Annotated in this window: 16 protein-coding genes and 1 pseudogene; 6 read left to right on the forward strand and 11 right to left on the reverse strand. The window is 73.2% G+C overall.

The window, feature by feature from the left end; translation table 11 throughout:
- Positions 1-43: 43 nt before the first annotated feature.
- The 4 genes and pseudogenes from ACIBI9_RS31700 (at position 44) to ACIBI9_RS31715 (ending at position 4007) form a co-directional block, all read left to right on the forward strand.
- The gene (locus ACIBI9_RS31700; protein WP_397227211.1) at positions 44-844 is read left to right on the forward strand and encodes a DeoR/GlpR family DNA-binding transcription regulator; all 801 of its coding nucleotides are present in this window, start codon (positions 44-46) and stop codon (positions 842-844) included.
- A gap of 582 nt (positions 845-1426) precedes the next feature.
- Positions 1427-2908 carry a sugar ABC transporter ATP-binding protein gene (locus ACIBI9_RS31705; protein WP_397227213.1) on the forward strand — a complete coding sequence of 494 codons (1482 nt, stop codon included), beginning with the start codon at positions 1427-1429 and terminating at the stop codon, positions 2906-2908.
- Between the two features lie 209 nt (positions 2909-3117).
- Positions 3118-3183 (forward strand): annotated as a pseudogene (locus ACIBI9_RS31710) (hypothetical protein); the annotation flags it as partial.
- An 80-nt stretch (positions 3184-3263) separates the two neighbouring features.
- Positions 3264-4007 (forward strand): hypothetical protein, encoded by a 744-nt coding sequence (locus tag ACIBI9_RS31715; RefSeq protein WP_397227329.1) that lies wholly within the window; start codon positions 3264-3266, stop codon positions 4005-4007.
- A 358-nt stretch (positions 4008-4365) separates the two neighbouring features.
- Here the strand turns inward: ACIBI9_RS31715 and ACIBI9_RS31720 are convergent, their stop codons facing one another.
- From ACIBI9_RS31720 to ACIBI9_RS31760, 9 genes are all read right to left on the reverse strand, one after another.
- Positions 4366-5376, reverse strand: a complete 1011-nt coding sequence (locus ACIBI9_RS31720) for an aldo/keto reductase (protein ID WP_397227215.1) — start codon at positions 5374-5376, stop codon at positions 4366-4368.
- A gap of 12 nt (positions 5377-5388) precedes the next feature.
- Positions 5389-6387, reverse strand: coding sequence for a coiled-coil domain-containing protein (locus tag ACIBI9_RS31725; protein ID WP_397227217.1), 999 nt, complete (start codon positions 6385-6387; stop codon positions 5389-5391).
- Between the two features lie 113 nt (positions 6388-6500).
- Entirely contained in the window at positions 6501-8144 is a 1644-nt protein-coding gene (locus ACIBI9_RS31730; protein WP_397227219.1) for a protein kinase, read from the reverse strand.
- 137 nt (positions 8145-8281) lie between these two features.
- Positions 8282-9334 (reverse strand): NAD(P)-binding domain-containing protein, encoded by a 1053-nt coding sequence (locus tag ACIBI9_RS31735; protein WP_397227221.1) that lies wholly within the window; start codon positions 9332-9334, stop codon positions 8282-8284.
- A gap of 37 nt (positions 9335-9371) precedes the next feature.
- Positions 9372-12866 (reverse strand): protein kinase, encoded by a 3495-nt coding sequence (locus tag ACIBI9_RS31740; protein WP_397227223.1) that lies wholly within the window; start codon positions 12864-12866, stop codon positions 9372-9374.
- A 37-nt stretch (positions 12867-12903) separates the two neighbouring features.
- Positions 12904-13917 (reverse strand): LacI family DNA-binding transcriptional regulator, encoded by a 1014-nt coding sequence (locus ACIBI9_RS31745; RefSeq protein ID WP_397227225.1) that lies wholly within the window; start codon positions 13915-13917, stop codon positions 12904-12906.
- 44 nt (positions 13918-13961) lie between these two features.
- Positions 13962-14747, reverse strand: coding sequence for a phosphotransferase (locus ACIBI9_RS31750; protein ID WP_397227227.1), 786 nt, complete (start codon positions 14745-14747; stop codon positions 13962-13964).
- Between the two features lie 101 nt (positions 14748-14848).
- Positions 14849-15406: a hypothetical protein gene (locus tag ACIBI9_RS31755; RefSeq protein ID WP_397227229.1), complete on the reverse strand. Its 558-nt coding sequence runs from the start codon at positions 15404-15406 to the stop codon at positions 14849-14851.
- A 2-nt stretch (positions 15407-15408) separates the two neighbouring features.
- Positions 15409-16197: a hypothetical protein gene (locus tag ACIBI9_RS31760; protein ID WP_397227231.1), complete on the reverse strand. Its 789-nt coding sequence runs from the start codon at positions 16195-16197 to the stop codon at positions 15409-15411.
- Positions 16198-16731: 534 nt separating this feature from the next.
- Between ACIBI9_RS31760 and ACIBI9_RS31765 the strand changes: the two genes are divergently transcribed.
- Positions 16732-19413: a helix-turn-helix transcriptional regulator gene (locus ACIBI9_RS31765; RefSeq protein WP_397227233.1), complete on the forward strand. Its 2682-nt coding sequence runs from the start codon at positions 16732-16734 to the stop codon at positions 19411-19413.
- Positions 19414-19571: 158 nt separating this feature from the next.
- On the opposite strand, the gene ACIBI9_RS31770 is transcribed toward ACIBI9_RS31765, so the two are convergent.
- On the reverse strand, positions 19572-20219 hold the full coding sequence (locus ACIBI9_RS31770) for a dihydrofolate reductase family protein (RefSeq protein WP_397227235.1): 648 nt from the start codon (positions 20217-20219) through the stop codon (positions 19572-19574).
- 87 nt (positions 20220-20306) lie between these two features.
- On the opposite strand from ACIBI9_RS31770, the gene ACIBI9_RS31775 reads away from it, so the two are divergent.
- A complete protein-coding gene (locus ACIBI9_RS31775) occupies positions 20307-20480 on the forward strand; it encodes a LysR family transcriptional regulator (RefSeq protein ID WP_397227237.1) in 174 nt (57 codons plus the stop codon).
- Positions 20481-20529: 49 nt separating this feature from the next.
- On the opposite strand, the gene ACIBI9_RS31780 is transcribed toward ACIBI9_RS31775, so the two are convergent.
- Positions 20530-21462 carry an aminoglycoside phosphotransferase family protein gene (locus tag ACIBI9_RS31780; RefSeq protein ID WP_397227239.1) on the reverse strand — a complete coding sequence of 311 codons (933 nt, stop codon included), beginning with the start codon at positions 21460-21462 and terminating at the stop codon, positions 20530-20532.
- Positions 21463-21891 lie beyond the last annotated feature (429 nt).

Genomic DNA, 21891 nt, shown 5'->3' on the forward strand with positions numbered 1-21891 from the left:
ATCAGAGGTGAACTCATCTTGGCCTGTCCACTATGATCGGGACGTGAGCGACACGCAGAGCGACGGACGCAGGCCCGTGTTCGCCGCTGAGCGCCGGCAGCGCATCCTGGAGCTGGTGCGCGCCAACGGCGCCGTGTCGCTGCGCGAGCTCGCCCAGGCCGTGCACTCCTCCGAGGTCACCGTCCGCCGCGACCTGCGCGCGCTGGAGTCGGAGGGCCTGCTCAACCGCCACCACGGCGGCGCCACCCTGCCGGGCGAGCTGTCGCGCGAGGCCGGATACGCGCACAAGGTGTCACTCGAGTCCGCCGAGAAGGCCGCCATCGCCGACCTGGCCGCCGCCCTCGTCGAGGACGGCGACGCGATCGTGATCGGTCCCGGCACCACCACGCAGGAGTTCGCCCGCCGCCTGACCAGGCACTCCGAGCTGGCGGTGGTGACCAGTTCCCTGCTGGTCGCCCAAGTGCTGGCCGGATCGCCGCGGGTCGAGGTGATGCTCACCGGCGGCACGCTGCGCGGCTCGATCCTGGCCCTGGTGGGCAGCGCCGCCGAGCACTCGCTGGCGGGGCTGCGGGTGCGCCGGGCGTTCATCTCGGGCAACGGCCTGACGGCCGAGCGCGGCCTGTCGACGCCCAACATGCAGGTGGCGGGCGTCGACCGAGCGCTGGCGGCGGCCGCGGAGGAGGTCGTGGTGCTGGCCGACCACACCAAGGTCGGCGTGGACACGATGGTCCAGACGGTGCCGCCGGACCGCATCGACCACCTGGTCACGGACGACGCGGCGCCTCGGGACGTACTCGACGACCTGAGCGCCCGCGGCGTCCGCCTCCACGTCGCCCAGTTCTGACCTCCTCCGCCCAGCCACCCCCGCGGCGCCGCCCGTCCACGGCCCCCGCGGGTGGCATGCGCGGGGGGAAGGCCCGGCACGGAGCAGGCGCGGCAACCATGGCCAGGCAGACGGCCGGGGGCGCAAACGCCCGCAGGCGCAGACGAGCGGGCGAGCGCGACAGGCAAGCGCGAACGGGCGGGCGAGCGCGACAGGCAAGCGCGGACGGGCGGGGCTCGGGGGTCAGACATCGGGGCTCGGAGGTCGAGGCTCGGGGGGCGAGGGTCGAGGGTCGAGGGTTCGGGGGTCCAGGGTTCGGGGGGAGGCCGGGGCGGGGGGCGAAGGTCGAGGGGTGGGGGCTGGGGGTCGAAGGTCAAGGGTCGGGCTGGGGGTCGAAGGTTGAGGGGTGGGCTGGGGGTCGAAGGTTGAGGGGTGGGGCTTGATCTCTTTGGGGCCGGGGCTTCGGGGGTTGGGCGGTTTGCGTTGTTGTGCTGGAGGGGGACCGGTGACGGGTTGCGCTCGTTTCTGATCGAATGTGACAAGGCCGTTACTGTAACGTTTCCTTCCTCGACCACCATCGAGGCGGAGGCAACCGTGCTACAGGTGGCAGGCGTTCTCAAGACGTTCCAGGGTGTCACCGCCCTCGACCACGTCACCCTGTCCGTGCGCCCCGGCGAGGTACATGCGCTGATCGGCGGCAACGGGGCGGGCAAGTCGACCCTGGTGAAGGTGCTCTCCGGGGTCCATCAGCCGGACGCGGGCGAGCTGCGCCTCATGGGTGAGCCGGTCAGGTTCGCCGGCCCGGCCGATGCCAAGCGGGCCGGGATCGCCACCGTCCACCAGGAGACGAACCTCGTACCGACCATGAGCGTCGCCCGTAACCTCCTGCTGGGCAGGGAGCCCAGAGGGCGGCTCGGGCTGATCGACTCCGCGGCCGTGCACGCGCGGGCCGAGCGGGTGCTGGCCGCGTACGGGCTGGAGGTGGACGTGCGCCGGCCGCTCGGCGCGCTGGGTGAGGGCGCCCGCCAGCTCGTCGCGCTGGCCAGGGCCGCCTCGGCGGACGCGCGGGTGGTCATCATGGACGAGCCCACGTCGGCGCTGGCGCACGGCGAGTTGGAGACGCTGTTCGGGGCCGTGCGGCGGCTACGTGAGGAGGGCCGGTCGGTCGTGTACGTCACGCACCGGCTGGAGGAGCTGTACGGGATCTGCGACCGGGTCACGGTGCTGCGCGAGGGGCGGGTCGTGCACACGGGACCGCTGGCGGGGCTCGACCGGTTGCGACTGGTCTCGCTCATGCTGGGAAGGCCGTTCCACCCCGTGGAGCCCGCCCCGCACACCGGCGAGCCGGCCGAGTCCGCCGACCTGCCGGTGCTCGAGGCCAAGGGTCTGACCCGCCACCACGTACTGGACGGGGTGTCGCTCGCGATGCGGGCGGGCGAGGTGATCGGCCTGGGCGGGCTGCTCGGCGCGGGGCGCAGCGAGACGGCCCGGGCCATCGCGGGCGTGCTGCCGGTGGACGCGGGCCAGGTGACGGTGGCGGGGGCGCGTTCCCGCAAGTGGTCGATCAGGGACGCCATCCGCGCCGGTGTCGGCCTGGTCCCCGAGAACCGGAAGACCGAGGGCATCGTGCCCACGCTGTCGGTGCGCGACAACATCGCGCTGGCGGCCCTGCCCCGGCTGTCGCGGGCGGGGATCGTGTCGGACGCGCGGGTGGACAGCATCGTGGCGACGTTCATGAAGCGGCTCGGGATCAAGGCCGTCTCCCCACGGCAGCCCGCCGGGGAGCTGTCGGGCGGGAACCAGCAGAAGGTGCTGCTGGCGCGGTGGCTGGCCATGCACCCGAAGGTGCTGCTGCTCGACGAGCCGACCCGGGGCGTGGACGTGGCGACGAAGGTGGAGATGCAGGCGCTGCTGGACGAGCTGGCGGTGGACGGGCTGGCGATCCTGCTGATCTCGTCGGACGTGAGCGAGCTGGTGGAGAACTGCGACAGCGTGGTCGTGCTGCGGGACGGGGCGATCACCGATCAGCTGGTCGGGCCCGAGGTCACGGAGGACCGGCTGCTGGCAGCCCTGGCCAAAGACTGAGCGGTCGGCTCCGGGAGTCGTTCGGAAGTTGACCGGAGGGATGCGGTCGTGCCGGCGGCTGGTCAGAGGCAGCCGGCGGACCGACTGGCATTTTGTCCCGTTCCGCGAACCGTCGCCATGTCCTGCGTGCGCTTGACCTTCACCTTTGGGGAAGCCGCACAGTGGTCGCGACCGGGTGACCGCCCGGAACGAGGGAGCCGTCCATGGGCATGCTCAACATCGGTGAGTTCGCGCGTCTGTCGCGTCTGTCGCCCAAGGCGCTGCGGCTGTACAACGAGCTCGGGCTGCTGTTGCCGGCCCGCGTCGACCCGGGCACCGGCTACCGCCCCGCGCCGACGAGCGCGAGCGCGACAGCATGGGCCGCCCGCAGTCGGCGGTGCCCTGCGGCGGCTGGTGCGCGGACACGCAACTCGATCAGGCCCGCCTGGTGGCCTCGCTGCGCCGGATCCGCGTCCCGTCGGCCCGGATCCGGGACATCTTGGCCCTGGACGCAGTCTCGGCCTCCGAGGAGATCCGCGCCTACCGGGCCGGAACCGAGGCCGAGCACGCCGCCCAGCGCGAACTGGTCGGCCACCTCGTTGACCGCCTTCACGGAGAGAAGTCCGCCATGTACGAGGTCACCGTCCGCGACATGCCCGCCCGAAGCCTCCTCAGCGTCATCCGCCGGGTGCACCAGGACGAGCTGGTGCCCATGGGCCGGGAGCTGTTCATCCACCGCCTGCGCCGCGGTGGCGTCCCACGGATCGAGGGGGTCGCCGGAGCCCCGTTCATGATCTTCCACGGGGAGGTGAGCGCCGACAGCGACGGCCCGGTCGAGTGGTGCCGGCCCGTACCCGACGATATGGCCGACGCGCTCGCAGCCGGCTTCCCCGACCTCACTCTCCGCACGGAGCCCGCACATCAGGAGGCGTGCGTCGCCCCTGACGCGCCGGCGCAGTGGCTCAGCGGGACGCAGACCGAACTCGCCATCGAGGCGCTGGCTGCCTGGACCTCGCGGCAGCAGCGCCGGCCGTCCGGAGGCATCCGGCTCCTCCTGATCCCGAACCCCACAAGCCAAGGGGCCGGACCGGACAGCCAGTTCGCCCTGCCGCTGCACTGACCCGCGCTCGGGCCCATCCCCTGACGCCTCGTCCGACCAGGGCGCGACACACAGCGGCCTTGCCCGCCATGCCTGACCTGGAAGAATCGGCTGCCGCTCCGCGATGCCCGCCTGCTCCGCCGTGCCCGTGGTGGTCACCGCCGCCGAGACCCGCCTGCACGTGAACACCTGGCGCGGCGCCCAAGGCCGGCTGCCCGCCCTGGCCGACCGCCCACGCTCGGGACGGCCCGCGCGCTTCACCCTTGCACAAGTCGCCGAGGCCAAAGCCGACTCCCCCACCGAGCCGGCGTACCACCGTCACGCTGAAGGACTTCCGGAGCCGACCACTGAGCCTCGACCGACGCGGGAGGCGGCAGGGTCAGGCGTCCAGGTGGTGGGAGGCTTCGCCGAAGACCCAGGGTGAGGTCTGTGCGATGAAGTCGGCGGGGAAGCCGAGGGTGAAGCCCGTCGCCTCGTCCAGGCGTCGTACGGCATCCTCCGGAAGGTCGACGTCCACCGCCCCGAGGTTGTCAGCCAGTTGCTCCACCGTCCGCGCCCCCACGATCGGCAGCACGGCCCGCGACCGCGCCCGGGTCCACGCGATCGCCACCTGCGAGCTCGACGCCTCCAGCGAGCCGGCCACCTCCTGCACCGCCCGCGCCACCTGGTGGTCGTGCTCGCTGACCGAGTCGGCCGCCACCCGAGTCCCCGGCTGCGCCGTCCCCCGGGTGAACTTGCCCGACAGGATCCCGCCGGCCAGCGGGCTCCAGGCGGTCACGCTCATCCCGTACGACTCGGCCATGGGCAGGAGCTCCCGCTCGATGTCCCGCTGCAGCAGGCTGTACGGCACCTGCAACCCCGCGAACGGCGCCCACCCGCGGAACTCGGCGATCGTGTTGGCCCGCGACACCACCCACGCCGGAGCATCGGATATGCCGACATAGAGCACTTTGCCGGACCGCACGGCCTCGTCGAGACCGCGCATCGTCTCCTCGATCGGCGTGTGCCGGTCCCACAAATGGACCCAGTAGATGTCCACGTAGTCGGTCCGGAGCCGGCGCAGGCTGGTCTCGAGGGAGAGCCGCAGGTTCTTGCGGTGGTTGCCGGCCGCGTTCGGGTCGGCGCCGTCACGGCTGACGGTGTACTTGGTGGACAGGACGAACCGGTCCCTGCGGCCTTCGAGCAGCTCGCCCACGATGGCCTCGCTGGCCCCGCCCCGGTAGTTGATCGCCGTGTCCACGACGTTGCCGCCCGCGTCGGCGTACAGGTCGAGCATGCGGCGGCACTCCTCGATCGGCGCGCCCACCCCGCCCTGCTCCCCGAACGTCATCGCCCCGAGGAGCAGCTCCGACACCCGTAACCCGGTGTTGCCCAGCAGCCGGTAGCGCATCGCCCATACCCCCTAATAAACGGAAATATGGGGATGATCGTAGTGGTTGGCCGTCGTGCCGCCCCGGTCCGACATGGTCCGCCAGGAGCCCGTCCTGGCGTGCCAGATCCGCTGCCGGTAGATGATGTACATGATCCCCAGCCGCTTGGAGTTCTTGATCGCCCACTCCGCGATCTCGTTGCCGCGCGCGACCTCCGCCCCCGACGGCATCGCGCCGCCGCGGCTCAGCATGAAGTCGCAGGCCCGCCCGAGCGGATGCTCGCCGCCGTCCTGGATGGCCCGGTAGCACCCGATCCCGTTCGGGACGCCGAACCGCTCCTGGATGAGCTGCTTGACCAGCCGCATCCGGGGCGTGATGTTGTCGGCCCCGCCGGGCAGCTGCGGCACCCACGTGCCGTCCGGCCGCCGCACGCCCGGCCCGATGTACAGCTGGTCGATCTTGTCCTTGATCCGCTCGATCTGCTTCTCGGCCTTGTTCTTGCGCTTGTCCAGCTCGTCCACCGTCTCGGTGAGCTCCTTGGCCCGCGCGTCGGCCTCGTCCTTGGCCTGCTGGTGGGCGTCCCTGACCTGGGCGTAGCCGCGCAGCCGGGTCTCCTGGAGCGTGACGAGGTGCTGGTTGAGCGCCATCCGGCCGAGCAGGGACGTCGGGTCCCGGTCGGAGGTGAGCATGGCGATCTGGCCGGGGTCGCCGCCGATGTACTGGGCGACGGCCATGGCGCGGAGTTCGGCGGACTCGCGGTCGTAGACCGCCTGGGCCGCTGCCAGCTTCTCCCGCGCCGACTTTTCCGATTTTTCGGCTTTTTGCTGGGCGATTCTGCTGCTGTAGTAGTCGGTGATGAGCTTGTCCGACTCCTTCTGGAGTGCGGCCAGCTCCTTCTTGAGCTGCTTCACCGAGGGTTTGGGCGCGGCCTGCGCCGGAGCCCCCGTCGTCAGCAGCGCCACGGCGAGCGTCGCCGCGGAGAGCCTACGGACCAGGCCGCGTAGCCGGTCGGCGCGGGACGCAACCGCCACACTTCTCCTCACCCCGAGCCGCAGGGCAGGTTCCGGTCAGCAGTTATCCAGGCCGGGGGGACGCCCTCTATCCGACTGCTGATAGTAGAGGATGACCCCGCTCCGCACACAACTCACGACTTTTCGGTATCGCGCGGCCGCCGTACCCTCCGTGCCACGATCTGCCGCCCGACCAGCACCGAGCCGGGCACGACCACCATCCCCAGGAGACTCGACCCCAGCCCGAGGTCGATGTCGGCGTCCAGCAGCCCGTCATCGTCGTCGCCCCCGAGGATCGGCAGGTTCACCGACACCTTGACGGAGACGGAGATGAGCGGATCCCTGTTCCTGGTCGCGGGCGGCGTGCCGGGGTCGGGCGCGCTCGTGGTCGGAGGCCGGGTGGCGGGCGGGTCGGTGTCCGGCGGCCTGGTCGTCGGGGGTCTCGTGGCCGGGGGTTCGCTGGTGGGCGGCCGCGTGGTGGGCCGCTCGGTCGGCCGGCTGGACCGCGTCGGCTCTCTCGTCGGCTCCCTCGTCGTGGGCCTGCCGGTCGGCTCCCGGGTGGCGGTGGGAGGGCGCGCGCCGGGGCCGGCCGTGGGTGGAGCCGTCGGCTGACCGGCGTACGTGACGAGCGGCGTCCCCGTGACCGGCACGCTCGGAGTGGGCCCGAAGGAAGTCGGCGCGGACGTCGGCGGCGCGGAGGTCGGCGAGGCGGGCGCGGGAGTTCGCGACGGTTGCGGCGCGGCGGACGTGGCGGGCGGCAGCGCGGCGCCCGGACCCGGCTCCGGCGAGTCCCCCAGGATGACGAACGCCGACACGACCGCGGCGGTGGTCGCCAGCACCAGCCCGCCCGTCACCGCGAACTTGGCCGCCGGCGCCAACGTGCTCTGCACCACGCTGGTGGCGCTCTCGGCAACCGGTTGCGGCTTGGGTAACAGCGCGGCCAGCGGCAGCATCAGGATGCCGAGCCCGGCCCGCCCGCGGGTCTCCCATTCGTCGCCGTACTCGGCGAGCGCGACCCCCTCCAGCTCGGCCAGGAACGCCTCCGCCGACGCGGGCCGCCCGGCCGGGTCCTTGGCCAGGCCGTGTTCGAGCAGCGGCCGCAGCGGCTCCTCGACCTCCCCCAGCTGGGGCAGGATGTGCTGGTGCTGGTAGGCGAGCGCGGCCACGTTCTCGCCCTGGAAGGCGCGGTGGCCGGTCAGGCACTCGAAGAACACCAGCGTGGCCGCGTACACGTCGGTCGCGGCGCTGGCCGGCGCGTCGTCCCACTGCTCGGGCGCCATGTACGAGGGCGTGCCGACGAGCGCGGCCGTCTCCCCGAAGTGGGCCGCCACGCCGAAGTCGACGAGCTTGCTCTCACCCTCCTGGGTGATGATGACGTTCTCGGGTTTGAAGTCCCGGTGGACGACGCCGCGCCGGTGCGCCTCGGCCAGCCCGAGCAGCGCGCCCTTCAGCACCACGAGCGCCGCCTCCGGGCCCGTCGCGCCCTCGTGCTCCAGCAGCCGCCGCAGCGTGACGCCGTCGACCAGCTCCATCACGATGACGGCGTCGTCCTGGCCCTCGACGTATTCGAGCAGGCGGGCGGTGTGCGGGCTGTCGATCTCGCGGATGACCTCGGCCTCCGCCCGGAACCGCTCGACGAACTCCCCGTCCGCGCGCAGCGGCTCGGACAGGTGTTTGATCGCGACGGCCAGCCCGTCTGAGTCCCGTACGGCGAGCATCACCCGGCCTGTCCCGCCGTGTCCGAGTTCCCGGATCTCGGTGTAGCCGGGAACTTCCATGTGGGACCTCCTGACCGGATAAAGATCCTTATGTCAGGACGCTAACCTGGGGTCACACCCCGTGTCGAGTCCCTTCGCAGGAGTGACCGTCCCGCTGCCGCAATCGGTATTTTTACTACTCCGCATAGTAGGTTCGGTCAGGCAGCCTGCCGCGCCAGGTATCCGTGGACGTTGCGCGCGGCCGTGCGTCCGGCCCGGTTCGCGCCGATCGTGCTGGCCGAAGGGCCGTAGCCGACCAGTTGCAGGGCCGGCTCCCTGACGGCCTGGGTGCCGTCCACCTTGATGCCACCGCCCGGCTCCCTGAGCCGCAGCGGCGCGAGATGGTCGAGCGCCGAGCGGAAGCCGGTGGCCCAGATGATCGTGTCCGACTCCAGGTGGAGGCCGTCAGACCAGGTGACGCCGTGCGCGGTGATGCGCTGGAACATGGGGAGACGTTCCAGCGCGCCCTTGGCCAGGGCCTCGCGTACGACCGTGCTGTAGCCGAGGCCGGTGACGCTCACCACGCTCTGCGGCGGGAGCCCCGCGCGCACGCGCTCCTCGACCAGCGCGACGGCCTCGCGCCTGGCGTTCTCGCCGAAGTCGTCGTCCCGGAACACCGGCGGCCGCCGCGTCACCCAGGCCGTGCCGGCGGCGATCCCGGCGATCTCCGACAGCACGTGCATCGCCGACGCCCCGCCGCCCACCACGATCACGCGCCGCCCCGCGAACTCCTCCGGCCCCCGGTAGCCCGCGTAGTGGAGCTGGCGGCCCGCGAAGTCCGGCGCGCCGGGGTAGTAGGGCCAGTGGGGCCGGGTCCAGGTGCCCGTCGCGTTGATCACGGCCCTGGCCGACCACTCCCCCGCGTCCGTGCCGATGACCAGCCGGCCGTCGGCGCCGTGCCGGACGGAGGCGACCCGCACCGGCCGTACGACGTCCAGCCCCAGCTCCTCCTCATAGGCCGCGTAGTACTCGGGGACCGCCTCGGCGGCGGGACGGCGCCCGTCCACGCCCGGGGGACGGGCGATGCCGGGCAGGTCGAAGATCCCGTGCACCTTGTCCATGGTCAGCGACGGCGACCGGTGTCGCCACGCCCCTCCCGCCCCGCCGGCCGCGTCCAGGACGACCGGCTCGAACCCGAACCGGCGCAGGAAGTACGCGCTGGACAGCCCCGCCTGCCCGGCGCCGATCATCACCACCTCGGTCTCTTCCACGATCAGGTGCAACCGCCGCCGGGCCCGCGCTCTTCCCTCACGTCTTCGCGCACACGTCCCGGTACGGCGTGGCACCCAGATAGTCGCGCCACTCCTGGGGACTGAGCGTGCGGCCGGCCCGCGCGCACACCGCGCTCACCATCGCCTCCGGCGCGACCGGCAGGTCGTGGACCCGCTCCGACTCGCCGACCACCCGCAGCAGCCTCCCGTCGCCGGTGAAGGCCATGAGGTGCACGCTGCCGCTGCTGTCGAGCCGGATCTCCCCGCCCAGCGGCTGCCGGGTCGCCACGTCCCACAGATGGATCCCTCCGCCCACGTCGGAGACGGCGATCACGTCACCCCCGGGGGCGAACACGACGGCGTCGAATTCCAGGCCGGAAACGCGCAGGTCAGGCACCAGGAGCCGCCGGGCACTCAGGTCCCACAGGCTGAGGCGGTGCCCGTCGTGCGTGGCCAGCCGCCGCCCGGTGGGATCGGCGACCATGAAACCCTGGTTCCGCGCCGCGCCGAACCCGTTGCCGACGGGCTTGCCGGTCATGATGTCGTAGAAGTGCCCGCTCGCCGACGCGATCGTCCTGCCGTCGGCGAGGAAGACGAAGTCGCGGGTGACGAACGGCAGTTTCACGCTGCTGACCGCCTTCCCGGTGCGCGCGTCCCACACCCGCAGGCGGAAGTCATCCTGTTTCTGGTTGTTCTGCGCGAAGACCGCCGCGAACAGGCGGCCGTCCCGGCTGTAGGCCCCGCCCATGGGGAGGAACGCCGGAATGCCCCCGAACGACCACAGCCGCCGCCCGTCGGTGAGGCTGTACGCGATGATCGCCTCCCCGTCCTGGAAGACCAGGCTGTCGTTGGCGGGGCTGAACAGCCACGGCATCGGGTTGCCGGGGTTGGGGTACGACGCGATCGAGCGCCGCGCGGCCACGTCCCACGTCCGGTACGCGGACGACGTGCTGATCAGCAGCCGGCGCGCGTCCGGGCTGATCGCGTCGATCTGCGCTCCGGAGGGCGCCCGGGTGCTCGCGGTGCCGGGCCGCAGGGCGAGGCTGACGATGCGCTCGTCCACCTGGTAGCGCAGCGTCTGGCCGGTCGGGTCGAACCACACGTCGGTGACCTCGCCCGGCGCCACGTAACTGAGGATCTCCTGGTGCGTGGTCACGTCCCAGACCCAGACGCGCTGCCCGCGCGCGCCGGCGACCAGCTGGTTGTCGGCGCTGAGCCGGACCACCCACCGGGTGCCGGGGGTCGCCTGGCTTACTACCTCCCCCCAGGTCAAGCCGTCCTCCTCCGCCTCCGAGTCGGCGACCAGCCTGCCCGACGCGGTGTCCCGGAGCTGGAACCGCTCCCCGGCGCAGTACATGAGCCGGCTGTCCGCGCTGAATCCCACGACCGGTTCCGTGCCGCAGCCCTTCTCGAGAGCGGGCACGCGCCGCATGCCCGGCAGCCGCCACACGCGGATCGTCTGCCCCGGGGGCGCAACGGTCGCGACCAGCCTGCCCGAGGAGGCGACGGTGAACTGGATGAACTCGCCCCACTCCTTGGTGGGGAGCTCGCGGCCGCGCTCGGCGTCCCACAGGTCCGTCGCGCCGTCGGTGACGCTGATCGACAGCAGCGAGTCCTGGTCGCCGAAATCGGGGCGGAGCAGCTCCGGGTCGTCGCCCGGCTTCTTCTTGACGCCGACGAGGCGGCCGGTGCGCGTCTGCCACACGGTCATGGCCGGGCCGGCCACGATCGCCAGCAGCCGGCCGGTACGGCTCAGCGCCACCTGGTTCACGCCCTCGGCCAGCCGCGGCGAGGTCCAGGAGGCGATCTGGCGGCCGGTCGCGACCTCGTACACGCGCACTCCGCGCTCGCTCACGGCGGCGAGGACGCGGCCGTCGCCGCTGACCGCCCGCGTGGCCGCGCCCTCGTCGGCGGGCGGGCTGAACGCCGTGGTCTCGCGCTGGTAGACGGCCGAGGTGAGGCTGGAGCGGGTGTCGGTGCCCGGGGCCAGCCGCCAGGCGGCGACGCTCAGCAGCATGGCCCGCACGGGGTTCACCGTGCGCAGGTCGGCGGCCTGGTGGACCAGCTCGCGGCCACGGGCGCGGTCGCGTTCGGCCGCCACCTGGTCGCGCTGCTCGGCGGCCTGGCGTCCCTGCTGCACCGCGACCCCGGCGCCGATCACCGCCACCACCAGCAGTCCCGCCAGCGCCACGGTGAGCAGGCGGCGGCGGCCGGCCCGGCGCCGGGTGACGCCGCTCGCGGCGGCCAGGAAGTCGCGTTCGAGCGGGGTCAGCGTCACCTGGTTCCGGCCGGTGGCGGCCCAGCCGAGCACGGCCTCGAGCCTGCTGCCCTGGAACAGATCGCCGTCCTTGCGGCCGTGGTCGTGCCAGGCGTGGGCGGCGCGGGAGATCTCGGGCAGGACGCCGAGCCCGTGCCGGTCGGCCTCCACCCAGCCGCGCAGCCTGGGCCAGGCGCGCAGCACGGCCGGGCGGACGATGCTCACCTCGCCGTCGCGTTCGGTGAGGATGTAGCCGAAGACGTCCAGGATGCGCCGCCGCTCCTCGGGCCGCTCGGGGAGCAGGTCGTCCACGGACGCGCGCCGTACGGTCTCCGTGCCGTCGCCGTCGATCGTGATCAGCCGCAGCAGCAGGTCGGGCACCAGCTCGCGCTCCTCGGGGGCGAGCAGGTCGTAGGCGTCCTCGGCGAGCGTGCCGAGCCCCGGGTCGGCCGCGGCGCCCCGCAGGCCCTCGCCGCGCTGGCTGCCCTCGCCGAGCGGGTCGATCGCGCCGCCGACGAGGGCGAGCAGCAGCCCCCGCGCGCTCGGCCGCCGCCCGGGGTCCTTGCTCAGCGCCGCCGCCACCAGCGGCCGCAGCGACGCGGGCAGCGCGCCGAGGTCGGGCTCGAAGGTGAGCACGCGGTGCATGACCCCCGCGAGGGTCTCCGCCCTGAACGGGTCCTGCCCGGTGGCGGCGAACACCATGATCCCGCCCCAGGCGAACACGTCGGCCGCGGCGCCGGCCCTGCCTCCGGAGAAGACCTCCGGCGCCATGTACGTGGGCGTGCCCGCGATGTAGTCGCCGGCCGTGCGCGACATCTCCTCGGTGCGGGCGATGCCGAAGTCGATCACGCGTGGCCCGTCGGGGCCGAGCAGGACGTTGTCCGGTTTGAGGTCCCGATGCACGACCCCGGCCTCGTGGATCGCGGTCAGCGCGGTCGCCACGGCGGTGGCCAGCCGGTGCAGGTCGTCGCCCGCGAACCGCCGCCCGGCCCGCCTCAGGTCCATGCCCTCGACGTATTCGCTCACGATGTACGGCGGGGTGGCGGCCGGGTCGGCGTCGATCACCCTGGCGGTGCAGAAGGACGCGACCCGGCGGGCGGCGGCGGCCTCCTTGGCCAGCCGGTCGCGTACCTCCGAGTGCAGCACCTTGAGCGCGTACCGGCCGCCGTCGCCGTCGTACGCCTCATAGACGACACCCTGGCCGCCGGAGCCGAGCCGCCCGGCGAGCCAGTATTTGCCGATCTTGACCGGATCACCCGGTGCCAGACTTTCCACGTGACCTTTGATGCGAATGGGGCGCGATTGGTTGACCTCACCCGGGCACGGGTGCCGTGGAACCGCGGACGATGAGCTCGGTGGCCAGCTCCACGTGACGGGAGTCGATCTTCTCGCCGGCCGCCAGCCGCAACGCGGTGCGCAGCGCCATCCCGCCCATCTCGCGCAGCGGCTGGCGGACCGTGGTCAGCGGCGGCGAGGCCATCCGGGCGACCTGGGTGTCGTCGTAGCCCACGACGCTGATGTCCTCGGGGATGCGCAGCCCGCGCGCCCGGGCGGCCTCGATGACCCCCAGGGCCACCTCGTCGCAGCCCGCGAAGATCGCCGTCGGCGCCCGCGGCAGGTCGAGGACGGCCGCGCCGCCCAGCAGCCCGTCGTGGTAGCGGAACTGGCCGGTCCACACGTAGCCGGGGACCACCGGCGCGCCCTCGGCCTCCAGGGCGGCGCGGTAGCCGTGCAGCCGGGCCTGGTTGCAGGCGGCGGTGGACGGGCCGCCGACGTAGGCGATGCGGCGGTGGCCGAGCGAGAGCAGGTGGCGGGTGGCGGCCAGCCCGCCGGCGAAGTTCGTGGAGCCGACGCTGGTCACGCTGGCGCTCTGCAGGTTCAGCGGGTCGATCAGCACCAGCGGCAGGCGGGCCCGCGCCAGCGCGGCCACCTGCTGGGCGGCCAGCTGTTCGCACGTGACGGCGATCAGCGCGGTGCGGCCGGCGGCCACCAGGTCGCGGACCCAGGCGGTGCTGTGGCCGGCGTCCTTCTTGACGCTGACGACGATCCCGACGCCGATCTCGGCCCCGGCCTGCACCGCGCCCTGGATGATCTCGATGGAGTAGGCGTTCAGGTCGTCGTCGAACTGCAGCTCGACGCTTCCGCACAGCTCGCGGCGCCCCGTGGCCGGGACGTACTCGTGCTCCCGCAGCAGCGACTCCACCAGGGACCGGGTGGCGGGCGCGACGTCGCTGCGGCCGTTGAGCACCTTGGAGACGGTCGCGACCGACACGCCGGCCGAGGCGGCGACGGTGGCCAGGGTGGCGCGCCTGGGGTTGTCCGGCATCGTGCCTCCTCGCCTCGACGGGCGTGCCGCGGCTGGACCGCTCATCAGGGTGTCACAAGGGCGGACCGGAACGCGGACTCGCAGCGGGCCAGGTGCGCCATGTCCGCATGGTAGAACCGGTCGTCGCCCCGGGCTATGTGCCCGGCGAACGCCTCGTCGCCGGCGGCTGCCTGGTCGTACATGTGGCGGACGAGGTGCTCCAGCCGGGCGCGCGCGGTGGACGGGAGCGCGTGCCGGTCCGCGTCGCCGAGCCCGTACGCGTCGGCGAACAACCGCAGCCGCCGCGCCTGCTCCGCCACCGGCCACGAGCCCACTCCTCCGTGCCGGGGATCGCTGAGCGAGACGAACCGGTAGGCGGCGTAGGACACGTCCCAGATCCGCGGCCCCGGGTGCGCGGTGTCGAAGTCGATGAACGCGACCGGCAGCCCGTCGCGGAACACGCAGTTGTACGTGGCCACGTCCCCGTGGCAGATCACCTCCGCCGGGCCCACCGGCGGGAAGTACCACGAAAAACCGGGATCGACGGAGAAACCGAGCGTGGCGTCGTGATACTCCCGCAGAAGCGTGCCCGCGGCCGCCAGCGCGTCGTCGGTCAAGGCCCACTCCGGCAGCGGATGGCCGGGAACCTCGCCGGGCACGAAGTCCAGGATCTCCCGCCCCTCGCCGTCGATCCCGTGCGCTCGGGGCGCGCCGGTGAACCCGCGCGCCCGGAGGTGGCCGAGCAGCGCGTGCACGGCCGGGGTCCAGGCGCCCGCCGGCCGCCGCACGGTCGAGCCGACCCGTACCACGTGGTTGACGCCGCCACCGGTCAGCACCTCTTCGTCGGCCACGGCCGCCTCTCCCCCGATCACCGCCCAGGCCCGAACGATGATCTCCGGGCCCGGCGGTCAGTGTGTCACGCGGCACCGGGACGAGGCACGCGAATAACGGATCAGCGGCGGGAGCGGAAGGCCACGGCCGTCGTCGAGGTGATCGCCGACACCACCACGGTCATCACCAGCACGGTGTTCAGCGGGCTCTTGCGCCGGGACGGGCCTGCCTCGGCATGCTGGTAGCGCGTCAGCGGGACGGTCGCCTTCGGCTTGGGCGTCTTCTTGGGGGTGGGCGTCGGCACCGGCACCGGCGCCACCCAGGGGGCGGACGGGCGCACCCGGCCCGCTCTCCTGCGCGGGCACTCCCCCACCTGGACCTCTGCCGTGCACACGCCGTCCCGGTAGACCGTCACGTCCGGCAGCACGACCGCGGGCGGCGCCCAGCGCTTGCGGGGCGGCACCGAGATCGACACCTTCGGCCTGGGCCAGCGCCGAGTCCGGACCCGGGGCACCGTCACCGTGGGGCCGACGGTCACGTTCTTCGGGGGTGCCGGCGGGCGGACGGTCACCTGCGGCACCGGGCGCGGCCACGGCACCCCGTCGGCCGCGGCGGGACCAGCGACGGTCACGGCGGCCAGGGCGACGGCGAACAGCAGCGGAGCACGCCGGACGCCCATGCTCACACTCCCCCGCCGATGCGGGTGAACTCCTGCAACGCCCCCTGGAACGCCTCGGGCCCGACGGCCAGCGGCCCGGCGAAGGCGTGGGAGATGTCCCACGTCAGGTAGATGCCGAAGCCCAGCAGTGCGGCCGTCGCCAGCAGCGGCAGCATCGCCAGCCCCCTCGGCCTGGCCCCGGCCAGGAACGGGAAGACGACGACCAGGGCCCCGGTGAGGACGGTCAGGTGCAGCAGCCCCTCCGGAGGCGTGGCGGCGGCGTCGGCGGTGCGCTGGGCCCGCGCGGTGGAGATCGCGCTGAGCTTCTCCAGCACGGCGTTCTTGGCGTCGTCCTGCTTGTCGCCGCTCACCTGCAGGTCGGTGACGCGGCCGCGCAGCTCGTCCATCCTGGCGGCGCCGACCGGGTCCATCCGGCCCTCGGCCATGAGCGGCCACTCGTCCCTGACCACGAACGTGATGTAGTCGCGCAGCGCCCTGCGCACGTCCTGCGGCGCGGTGCCCGGCAGGGCGTCGGCCGCCCAGTAGGCGTCGACGGCGGCCTGGCTCTCGGTGTGGGTGTTGAGGCGGGCGGCGTCCGCCGTGGTCCAGGGAACGATGATCGCGATGGCGAAGACCAGCAGGAACATGGCCGACAGCATCGCTCCCGCGTGCGCGGCGGACGGGCCGTTGGGGTCGCGATCCTCTCCGGCTCGTTTGACCTTCCTGAAGATCAGCGCGGTGAGCGCCACCGCGCCCACCGCCGCCACGACTGAGAGCGTGTACGCCACCATGAAGAATCTCCCGAAACTCATCGGATACGCAACGTCACATTACTATCACACAGTGCAATGATGGCGTGAAGCACAGATCGGTAAAGGCCCGGGCACCCTCGAGCCCCGGCGCGGCGATGAACGGGATCGGGGCGGCCACGTGTGGCTACGCTCGTGACCGCCCCGTGCGGCCTCCCCCGTGTGACGGTGGTGACACGGGTACGGGAGGCGTGCCCTCCTGCGCGGCGAGGACCGGGGCCGTTCTGCGCGAACCGCCGACAGCCCTCGCCCGCACCCCTCCCATTGGGGCCCGCTCACATGATCCGCCGCCTCGGGGCCCCGCGCTTCAGGGAGCGCCCCGGGGATTCCCCTGGAGTTCGGACCTTGGAGCCCGCGCGGCAGGTCCGGCCGCCCGCGGAGCGGCCACGGGGACCCGGACCGGCCCGGCGACTTGGGGCGGCACCTGGGGATAACCCCTGATTTTCGCGCATCCTCTGGACAAGGGGACAGGCAAGTCTTACTTGAGCCGCCCGCCGCGCCGCGCAACGTTGGATTTCCCAGCGTGCGGAGGCCGGTATGACGTTCGTCGGACGGGATCAGGAGCTCCGATGCCTGGCGGCGGAGTTCGAGCGCGCCCGCGCCGGACTGCCCAGGCTCGTCGTGGTCGAGGGACCGGCGGGGATCGGGAAGACGACGCTGGTCCAGCGGTTCCTGGAGACGTGCGGGACGGGCAACGTGCTGTTCACCGACGGCGACGAGGGCGAGGCGCTGCTGCCGTACGGGACGCTGACCAGGCTGTTCGGCGGGCTCCCCGAGCAGATCGAGGCGCCGGCCACGGCGGAGCCGCCCGATCCGCTGGCGGTCGGGGCGGCGCTGCTGCCGGAGCTGAGCGAGCGGCAGGCCAGCGAGCCGCTCTGCCTGGTCGTGGACGACGTGCACTGGGCGGACGCGCCGACGTTGCGGGCGCTGACGTTCTGCCTGCGCAGGCTGCGCGTGGACCGGGTCATGGCGGTGCTCATGCTGCGCGAGGCCGCCACGCTGCCGGGCCCCGAGGGGCTGCGGCGGCTCATCTCGGCCGACACCACCCACCGGCTGCGGCTGCGCGGACTGCGAGAGCCGGAGGTGGCCGCCCTGGTCGGCGGGCGGGTGTCCCAGCGGGCGGTGGCCAGGCTGGTCGCCCACACCGAGGGCGTGCCGCTGCACCTGCGGGCGCTGCTGGAGGAGGTGCCCCTGCAGGCGCTGGACGACCTGGCCCAGCCGCTGCCGGCGCCCCTGTCGTACACGATGCTGGTGCTGGCCAAGGTGGCCAGATGCGCGCCGCCGGTGCGGGAGCTGGTCGGCGCGGTCAGCGTGCTGGGCATGTCGTGCCCGCTGCACCTGGCGGCGCGGGTGGCCGGGGTGGCCGAGCCGCTGCAGGCGCTCGAACAGGCGGTGCGCGAGGGCGTACTGCTGGAACGGTCCTCTTCGCGCGGGCCCGTGGCGGCGTTCGCGCATCCGCTCATGCGCGCGGCCGTCTACCGCGACCTGGGCCCGGCGCAGCGCTCGGCCCTGCACGCGCGGGCGGCGCTGGTGGCGGAGGGCGAGCAGGCGCGGCTGCGGCACCGTATCGAGGCGGTGGCGGGCCCGAGCCCGGAGCTGGCCGCCGAGCTGGCGGAGCTGGGCCGGGCGCAGGTACGGCTCGGCGCGTTCGGCGGCGCGGCCGAGCACCTGAAGGCGGCGGCGGAGCTGTCGGGCGACCCCGCGCCGCTGGCCGCCGAGGCGGTGGAGGCGCTGCTGCTGGACGGTCGGGTGGACGAGGCGGCCGGGCTGACCGCGAGCCTGCCCGAGGACGCGCACCCGGCGGTGCGCGGCTACGCCCTCGGTCACCTGGCCATGGTGCGCGGCCAGGTCGAGGAGGCGCGGGCGCAGCTCATCACGGCCTGGGAGCAGGCCGGTCCGCTCGAGTCGGGCCTGGCGGCGCGAGCGGCGCAGCAGCTCGCCATGCTCTGCCTGGTCAAGGCCGAGGGCAGGCAGGCCGCCCACTGGGCCGAACGCGCCCGCAACTCCCCCGGCTACCGCCTCAGCATCGACTACAACCGCTTCACCCAGCTCACCGGCCTGGCCGTCTCCGGCGAGATCGACGCGGCCCTGGCCGCGACCGCCGACCTGCCGCCGCCCGCGTCGGCGACCATCGCCGACCTGGACGCCCTGCTCGGCCGCGGGCTGCTGCGCACCTGCTCCGACGATCTGGCGGGCGGGCTGGCCGACCTGTCGGGGGTGGTGGCGGCGTGCGGGGAGCGTTCGGTCCCGTTCCGCATGCTGGCCACGGCCATGCTGGGGCAGGTCGAGTACCGCTCCGGCCGCTGGGACGACGCCGCCCTGCACACCGGGACCGCGGCGTCCGTGGCCGACGACGCCGACCAGCGGTGGCTCTCGCCCATCTGCCACGGGCTGGCCGCGCTCGTCCCGGCCTCGCGCGGCGACTGGGCGCTCGCGGAGTCCCACGTCCGGGCGGCCGTGGTCAGCGCGGACTCGGTGGCGGCGCTCGCGCACGGGTGCAGCGCCGCCGCGCACCTGGCCACCGCCAGGGGCGACCACGCCGCGACGGTGGCGGCGCTGGAGCCGCTGCAGGCGGTGGGGGTGCACGACATCGTGTACGAGCCGGGCATCGTGCAGTGGCTCGACCTGTTCATCGACGCCCTGGTGGGGCTGGGCGAGCTGGACCGGGCCGAGACCTGCCTGACGGCGGTCGAGCGGCTGGCGGAGCGGCGCGGCAGGCGTTCGGCACTGGCCACGGCGGCCCGCTGCCGGGGCGGCCTGCACGCGGCCCGCCACGAGAACACCCTGGCCGACACCGCCTTCACCACCGCTCTCGCGCACGCCGGGGCGGGGGCCGGGCTGCCGTTCGACGAGGCCCGGCTGCGGCTGGCGTACGGGCGGTTCCTGCGCAGGCTGGGCCGCCGCCGGCAGGCCCAGTCGCACCTGGAGCTGGCGCTCGGCCTGTTCGCCAAACTGGGCGCGGCGCCGTACGTGGGGCGGTGCGAGCAGGAGCTGAGCGCCTGCGGGCTGCCGCGCGCCGAGTCGGGCGCCTCACCGCTGCTGAGGCTGACACCGCAGGAGCAGGCGGTGGCGCGGCTGGTGGCGACCGGGATGACGAACCGGCAGGTGGCCAGGGAGCTGGTGCTGAGCGTGAAGACGATCGAGTACCACCTGGGGAACGCGTACGCCAAGCTGGGGGTGAGCTCCCGCGTGGCCCTCACCACCAAGCTCATGCACTGAGCCCCGTGCGGGCGCCGACCAGTGCCCGGCTGATGCCCGCCCGGACCGGGATGCCTTGCGGAACGGCGGCGAGCGAGACCCGACATGCGCCTTGTCGGTCCGCTCCGCGTCGATCGCGTTCTTCAGCAGGCCGGGTGCCGAGTGACTGCAGTCGGGTGTCACGGCAAGATCCGGTACTTGAGGTGGGTGACGCCGGGCGCCTCGACGGCCCGGACCTGCTCGAGTCGCACATCCGCGTCACCGAGGTTGTCGAGGAGGCGAGAACCGCCACCGAGCAACACCGGAACGACGTGCAGCTCGAGCTCGTCCAGCAATCCCGCTGCCAGGTACTGTCGAGCGACGTGGCCGCCGCCCCACAGCATGACGTCCTTGCCGCCGGCGGCCTTCTTCGCCTGCTCGAGCGCGGACTCGATTCCGTCGGTGACGAAGTGGTAGGTGGTCCCTCCCTCCATCTCCACCGGATCCCGCGAGTGATGCGTGAGGACGAACACGGGGTAGTGGTAGGGCGGGTTGTCACCCCACCAGCCCGTCCACTGCTCGTCGCCCCAGGCGCCACCGCCGATGGGGCCGAACATGTTCCTGCCCATCACCCCGGCGCCGATGTTCTCGAGCGCCTCCTCGAACACCGGGGTGCTCGCGTTCACCTCCCCGCCCTGCTCGCCGTGGGCTCGGCGAAAGGCGGCCAGCGCGGCCACCCAGTCGTGGAGCCGCTCGCCGCCCTCGCCGAGCGGGTTCTCCTCGCTCTGGTTCGGGCCGGCGACGAAACCGTCCAGCGAGATCGAGATGTGACACCTGAGCCTGCTCATCGTGGCCTCCTCAGTCGGCTCGGCGCCGCCCCTCCGGCGCCCTCACCAGAGAGCATGGCCGGATAGAAGAATCTGGTCCATCTCAGGGTGCCGGCCGCGGTCGCGCGACACGGGTCCGTGACCGAAGCAGCGAGGGAGCCGCACCACTCGCAGCCGTCGGCGAGTCATCACCTGTCCCGCTTGGAAGCGGCCACCGGCGTCAAGCTCGTCCAGCGGGTAGGTCGTGGGATCCGCCCGCCCCGCCCGCCACCGTCGCGCTGATCCAAGCCATCCAAGAGTCGGCCACTGACCGAACGGCCTGGGCGTCCCGCTACGAGGGTTCCACGAGCAACTCTGACAGGTGGTCCGCGAACTCGGTGAGCCAATCCAGTCGCGGTCCGCTGCGGGCGATGCGGAACCCGTGACGGCGGCCCCAGAAGGCGGCCTGCACGGCGTGGAATTGGGCCCAGCGCCGGGTGCGTTCGCGATCGAGCTCGGCGGCCTCGGCGAAGACGTCCAGCGTACGGTGGAGGGCCTTGCGCAGGTCGTCCGCTTCGAGAAGGGTGAGCGCGCGCGACTTGAGCAGCGTGCCCCCGTCGTAGGCGGGGTCTCCCGCCTGCCCCTTGGGATCGACGGCCAGCCATGGCTCGCGGTCGGCGCGCAGGATGTTCCTGGGGTGGAGGTCCCCGTGGACGAGGACGTCCGGCTGGAAAGGGCCCAGCTCTCGTACGGTCGCCGCGGCGGCGTCCACCACGTGGCTCGCCAGCGTGTGCGGCAGTTCCTCAGCGTCCTTGCGCAGCTGCTCCTCCCAAGCGCCGGCCCGCTCCCGCAGCCGGGGCAGGCCAGGCGGGGCGGGGACGGCCAGGCGCCGGTTGATCCGCCCCGCGACCGTGACGACCTCGTCGCCGTCCTCGACCTCCGCCAGGGTCGACGCCTGGACCCGCTCGAGCAGCATGGCGAACCGCTCGTCGTCGCGCTCGTACAGCCGGACGGCTCCACGCCCGCCCCACGCCGTGAACGCGTCCGGCTCATGGACGTTGCCGGGATGCGGGAACGACACCTTCAGCACGGCGTCCCCCTCGCCCCGCCGGCGCACCGGGACGATGACCCCGACGCCCCCGTGCATGACCTCGCCGTCCGGCACGCACCCCCAGCGCTCCAGCAGCTCATGCACGATCCCGGGCAGCTCGGCGAGCCATGCCGCTCCCGGTTCCCCCTCACGCTCGACAGTGCTCCGCGCGAACGCCTCCGGTATCCCGATCATCCGGGCACCCTACGTGCCTGCCCACCGCCGCCACCACCCGTTCCGAGCTCCGTCGGGATATGATGACCTTGTATCCCGAGCGGTTGTCCGCCCGGGATTTTGCTCCGGTCCAGCCTGTCGAGCACCGCCGTAGAGGTGATCCTGCTTCTCCTCTTGGTGCCGGGATGGGCATCCGGGGCGCCGCCATCGCGCTCCTGACGTCCACCACCCTGGCCGTCACCGTGTCCAACGTTCTTCTGCTGCGTCTGCCGGGACTGGCGGGGCGGTCGCCGTGGCCCGGATGCCCCCGCCCGCGGGAGATCTGGCGCATGGCCAAGGTGGGCCTCCCGATGTCGGCCACGGTCGTCATCAAGTTCACGGTCATGGGTGGCGTGGCCTACGCCGCCGCGCGGACAGGGGCCCACAGCGCTGCCGCACACGCGATCCTCA

The sequence above is a fragment of the Nonomuraea sp. NPDC050451 genome, assembly GCF_044458585.1.

Bases quoted from the DNA above. Each gene is read 5' to 3' on its own strand.
- ACIBI9_RS31755 (WP_397227229.1), bottom strand. From the start codon at position 15,406: ATGGGCGTCCGGCGTGCTCCGCTGCTGTTCGCCGTCGCCCTGGCCGCC.
- ACIBI9_RS31730 (WP_397227219.1), bottom strand. From the start codon at position 8,144: ATGGAAGTTCCCGGCTACACCGAGATCCGGGAACTCGGACACGGCGGG.
- ACIBI9_RS31715 (WP_397227329.1), top strand. From the start codon at position 3,264: ATGGGCCGCCCGCAGTCGGCGGTGCCCTGCGGCGGCTGGTGCGCGGAC.
- ACIBI9_RS31745 (WP_397227225.1), bottom strand. From the start codon at position 13,917: ATGCCGGACAACCCCAGGCGCGCCACCCTGGCCACCGTCGCCGCCTCG.
- ACIBI9_RS31760 (WP_397227231.1), bottom strand. From the start codon at position 16,197: ATGAGTTTCGGGAGATTCTTCATGGTGGCGTACACGCTCTCAGTCGTG.
- ACIBI9_RS31720 (WP_397227215.1), bottom strand. From the start codon at position 5,376: ATGCGCTACCGGCTGCTGGGCAACACCGGGTTACGGGTGTCGGAGCTG.
- ACIBI9_RS31770 (WP_397227235.1), bottom strand. From the start codon at position 20,219: ATGAGCAGGCTCAGGTGTCACATCTCGATCTCGCTGGACGGTTTCGTC.
- ACIBI9_RS31765 (WP_397227233.1), top strand. From the start codon at position 16,732: ATGACGTTCGTCGGACGGGATCAGGAGCTCCGATGCCTGGCGGCGGAG.
- ACIBI9_RS31780 (WP_397227239.1), bottom strand. From the start codon at position 21,462: ATGATCGGGATACCGGAGGCGTTCGCGCGGAGCACTGTCGAGCGTGAG.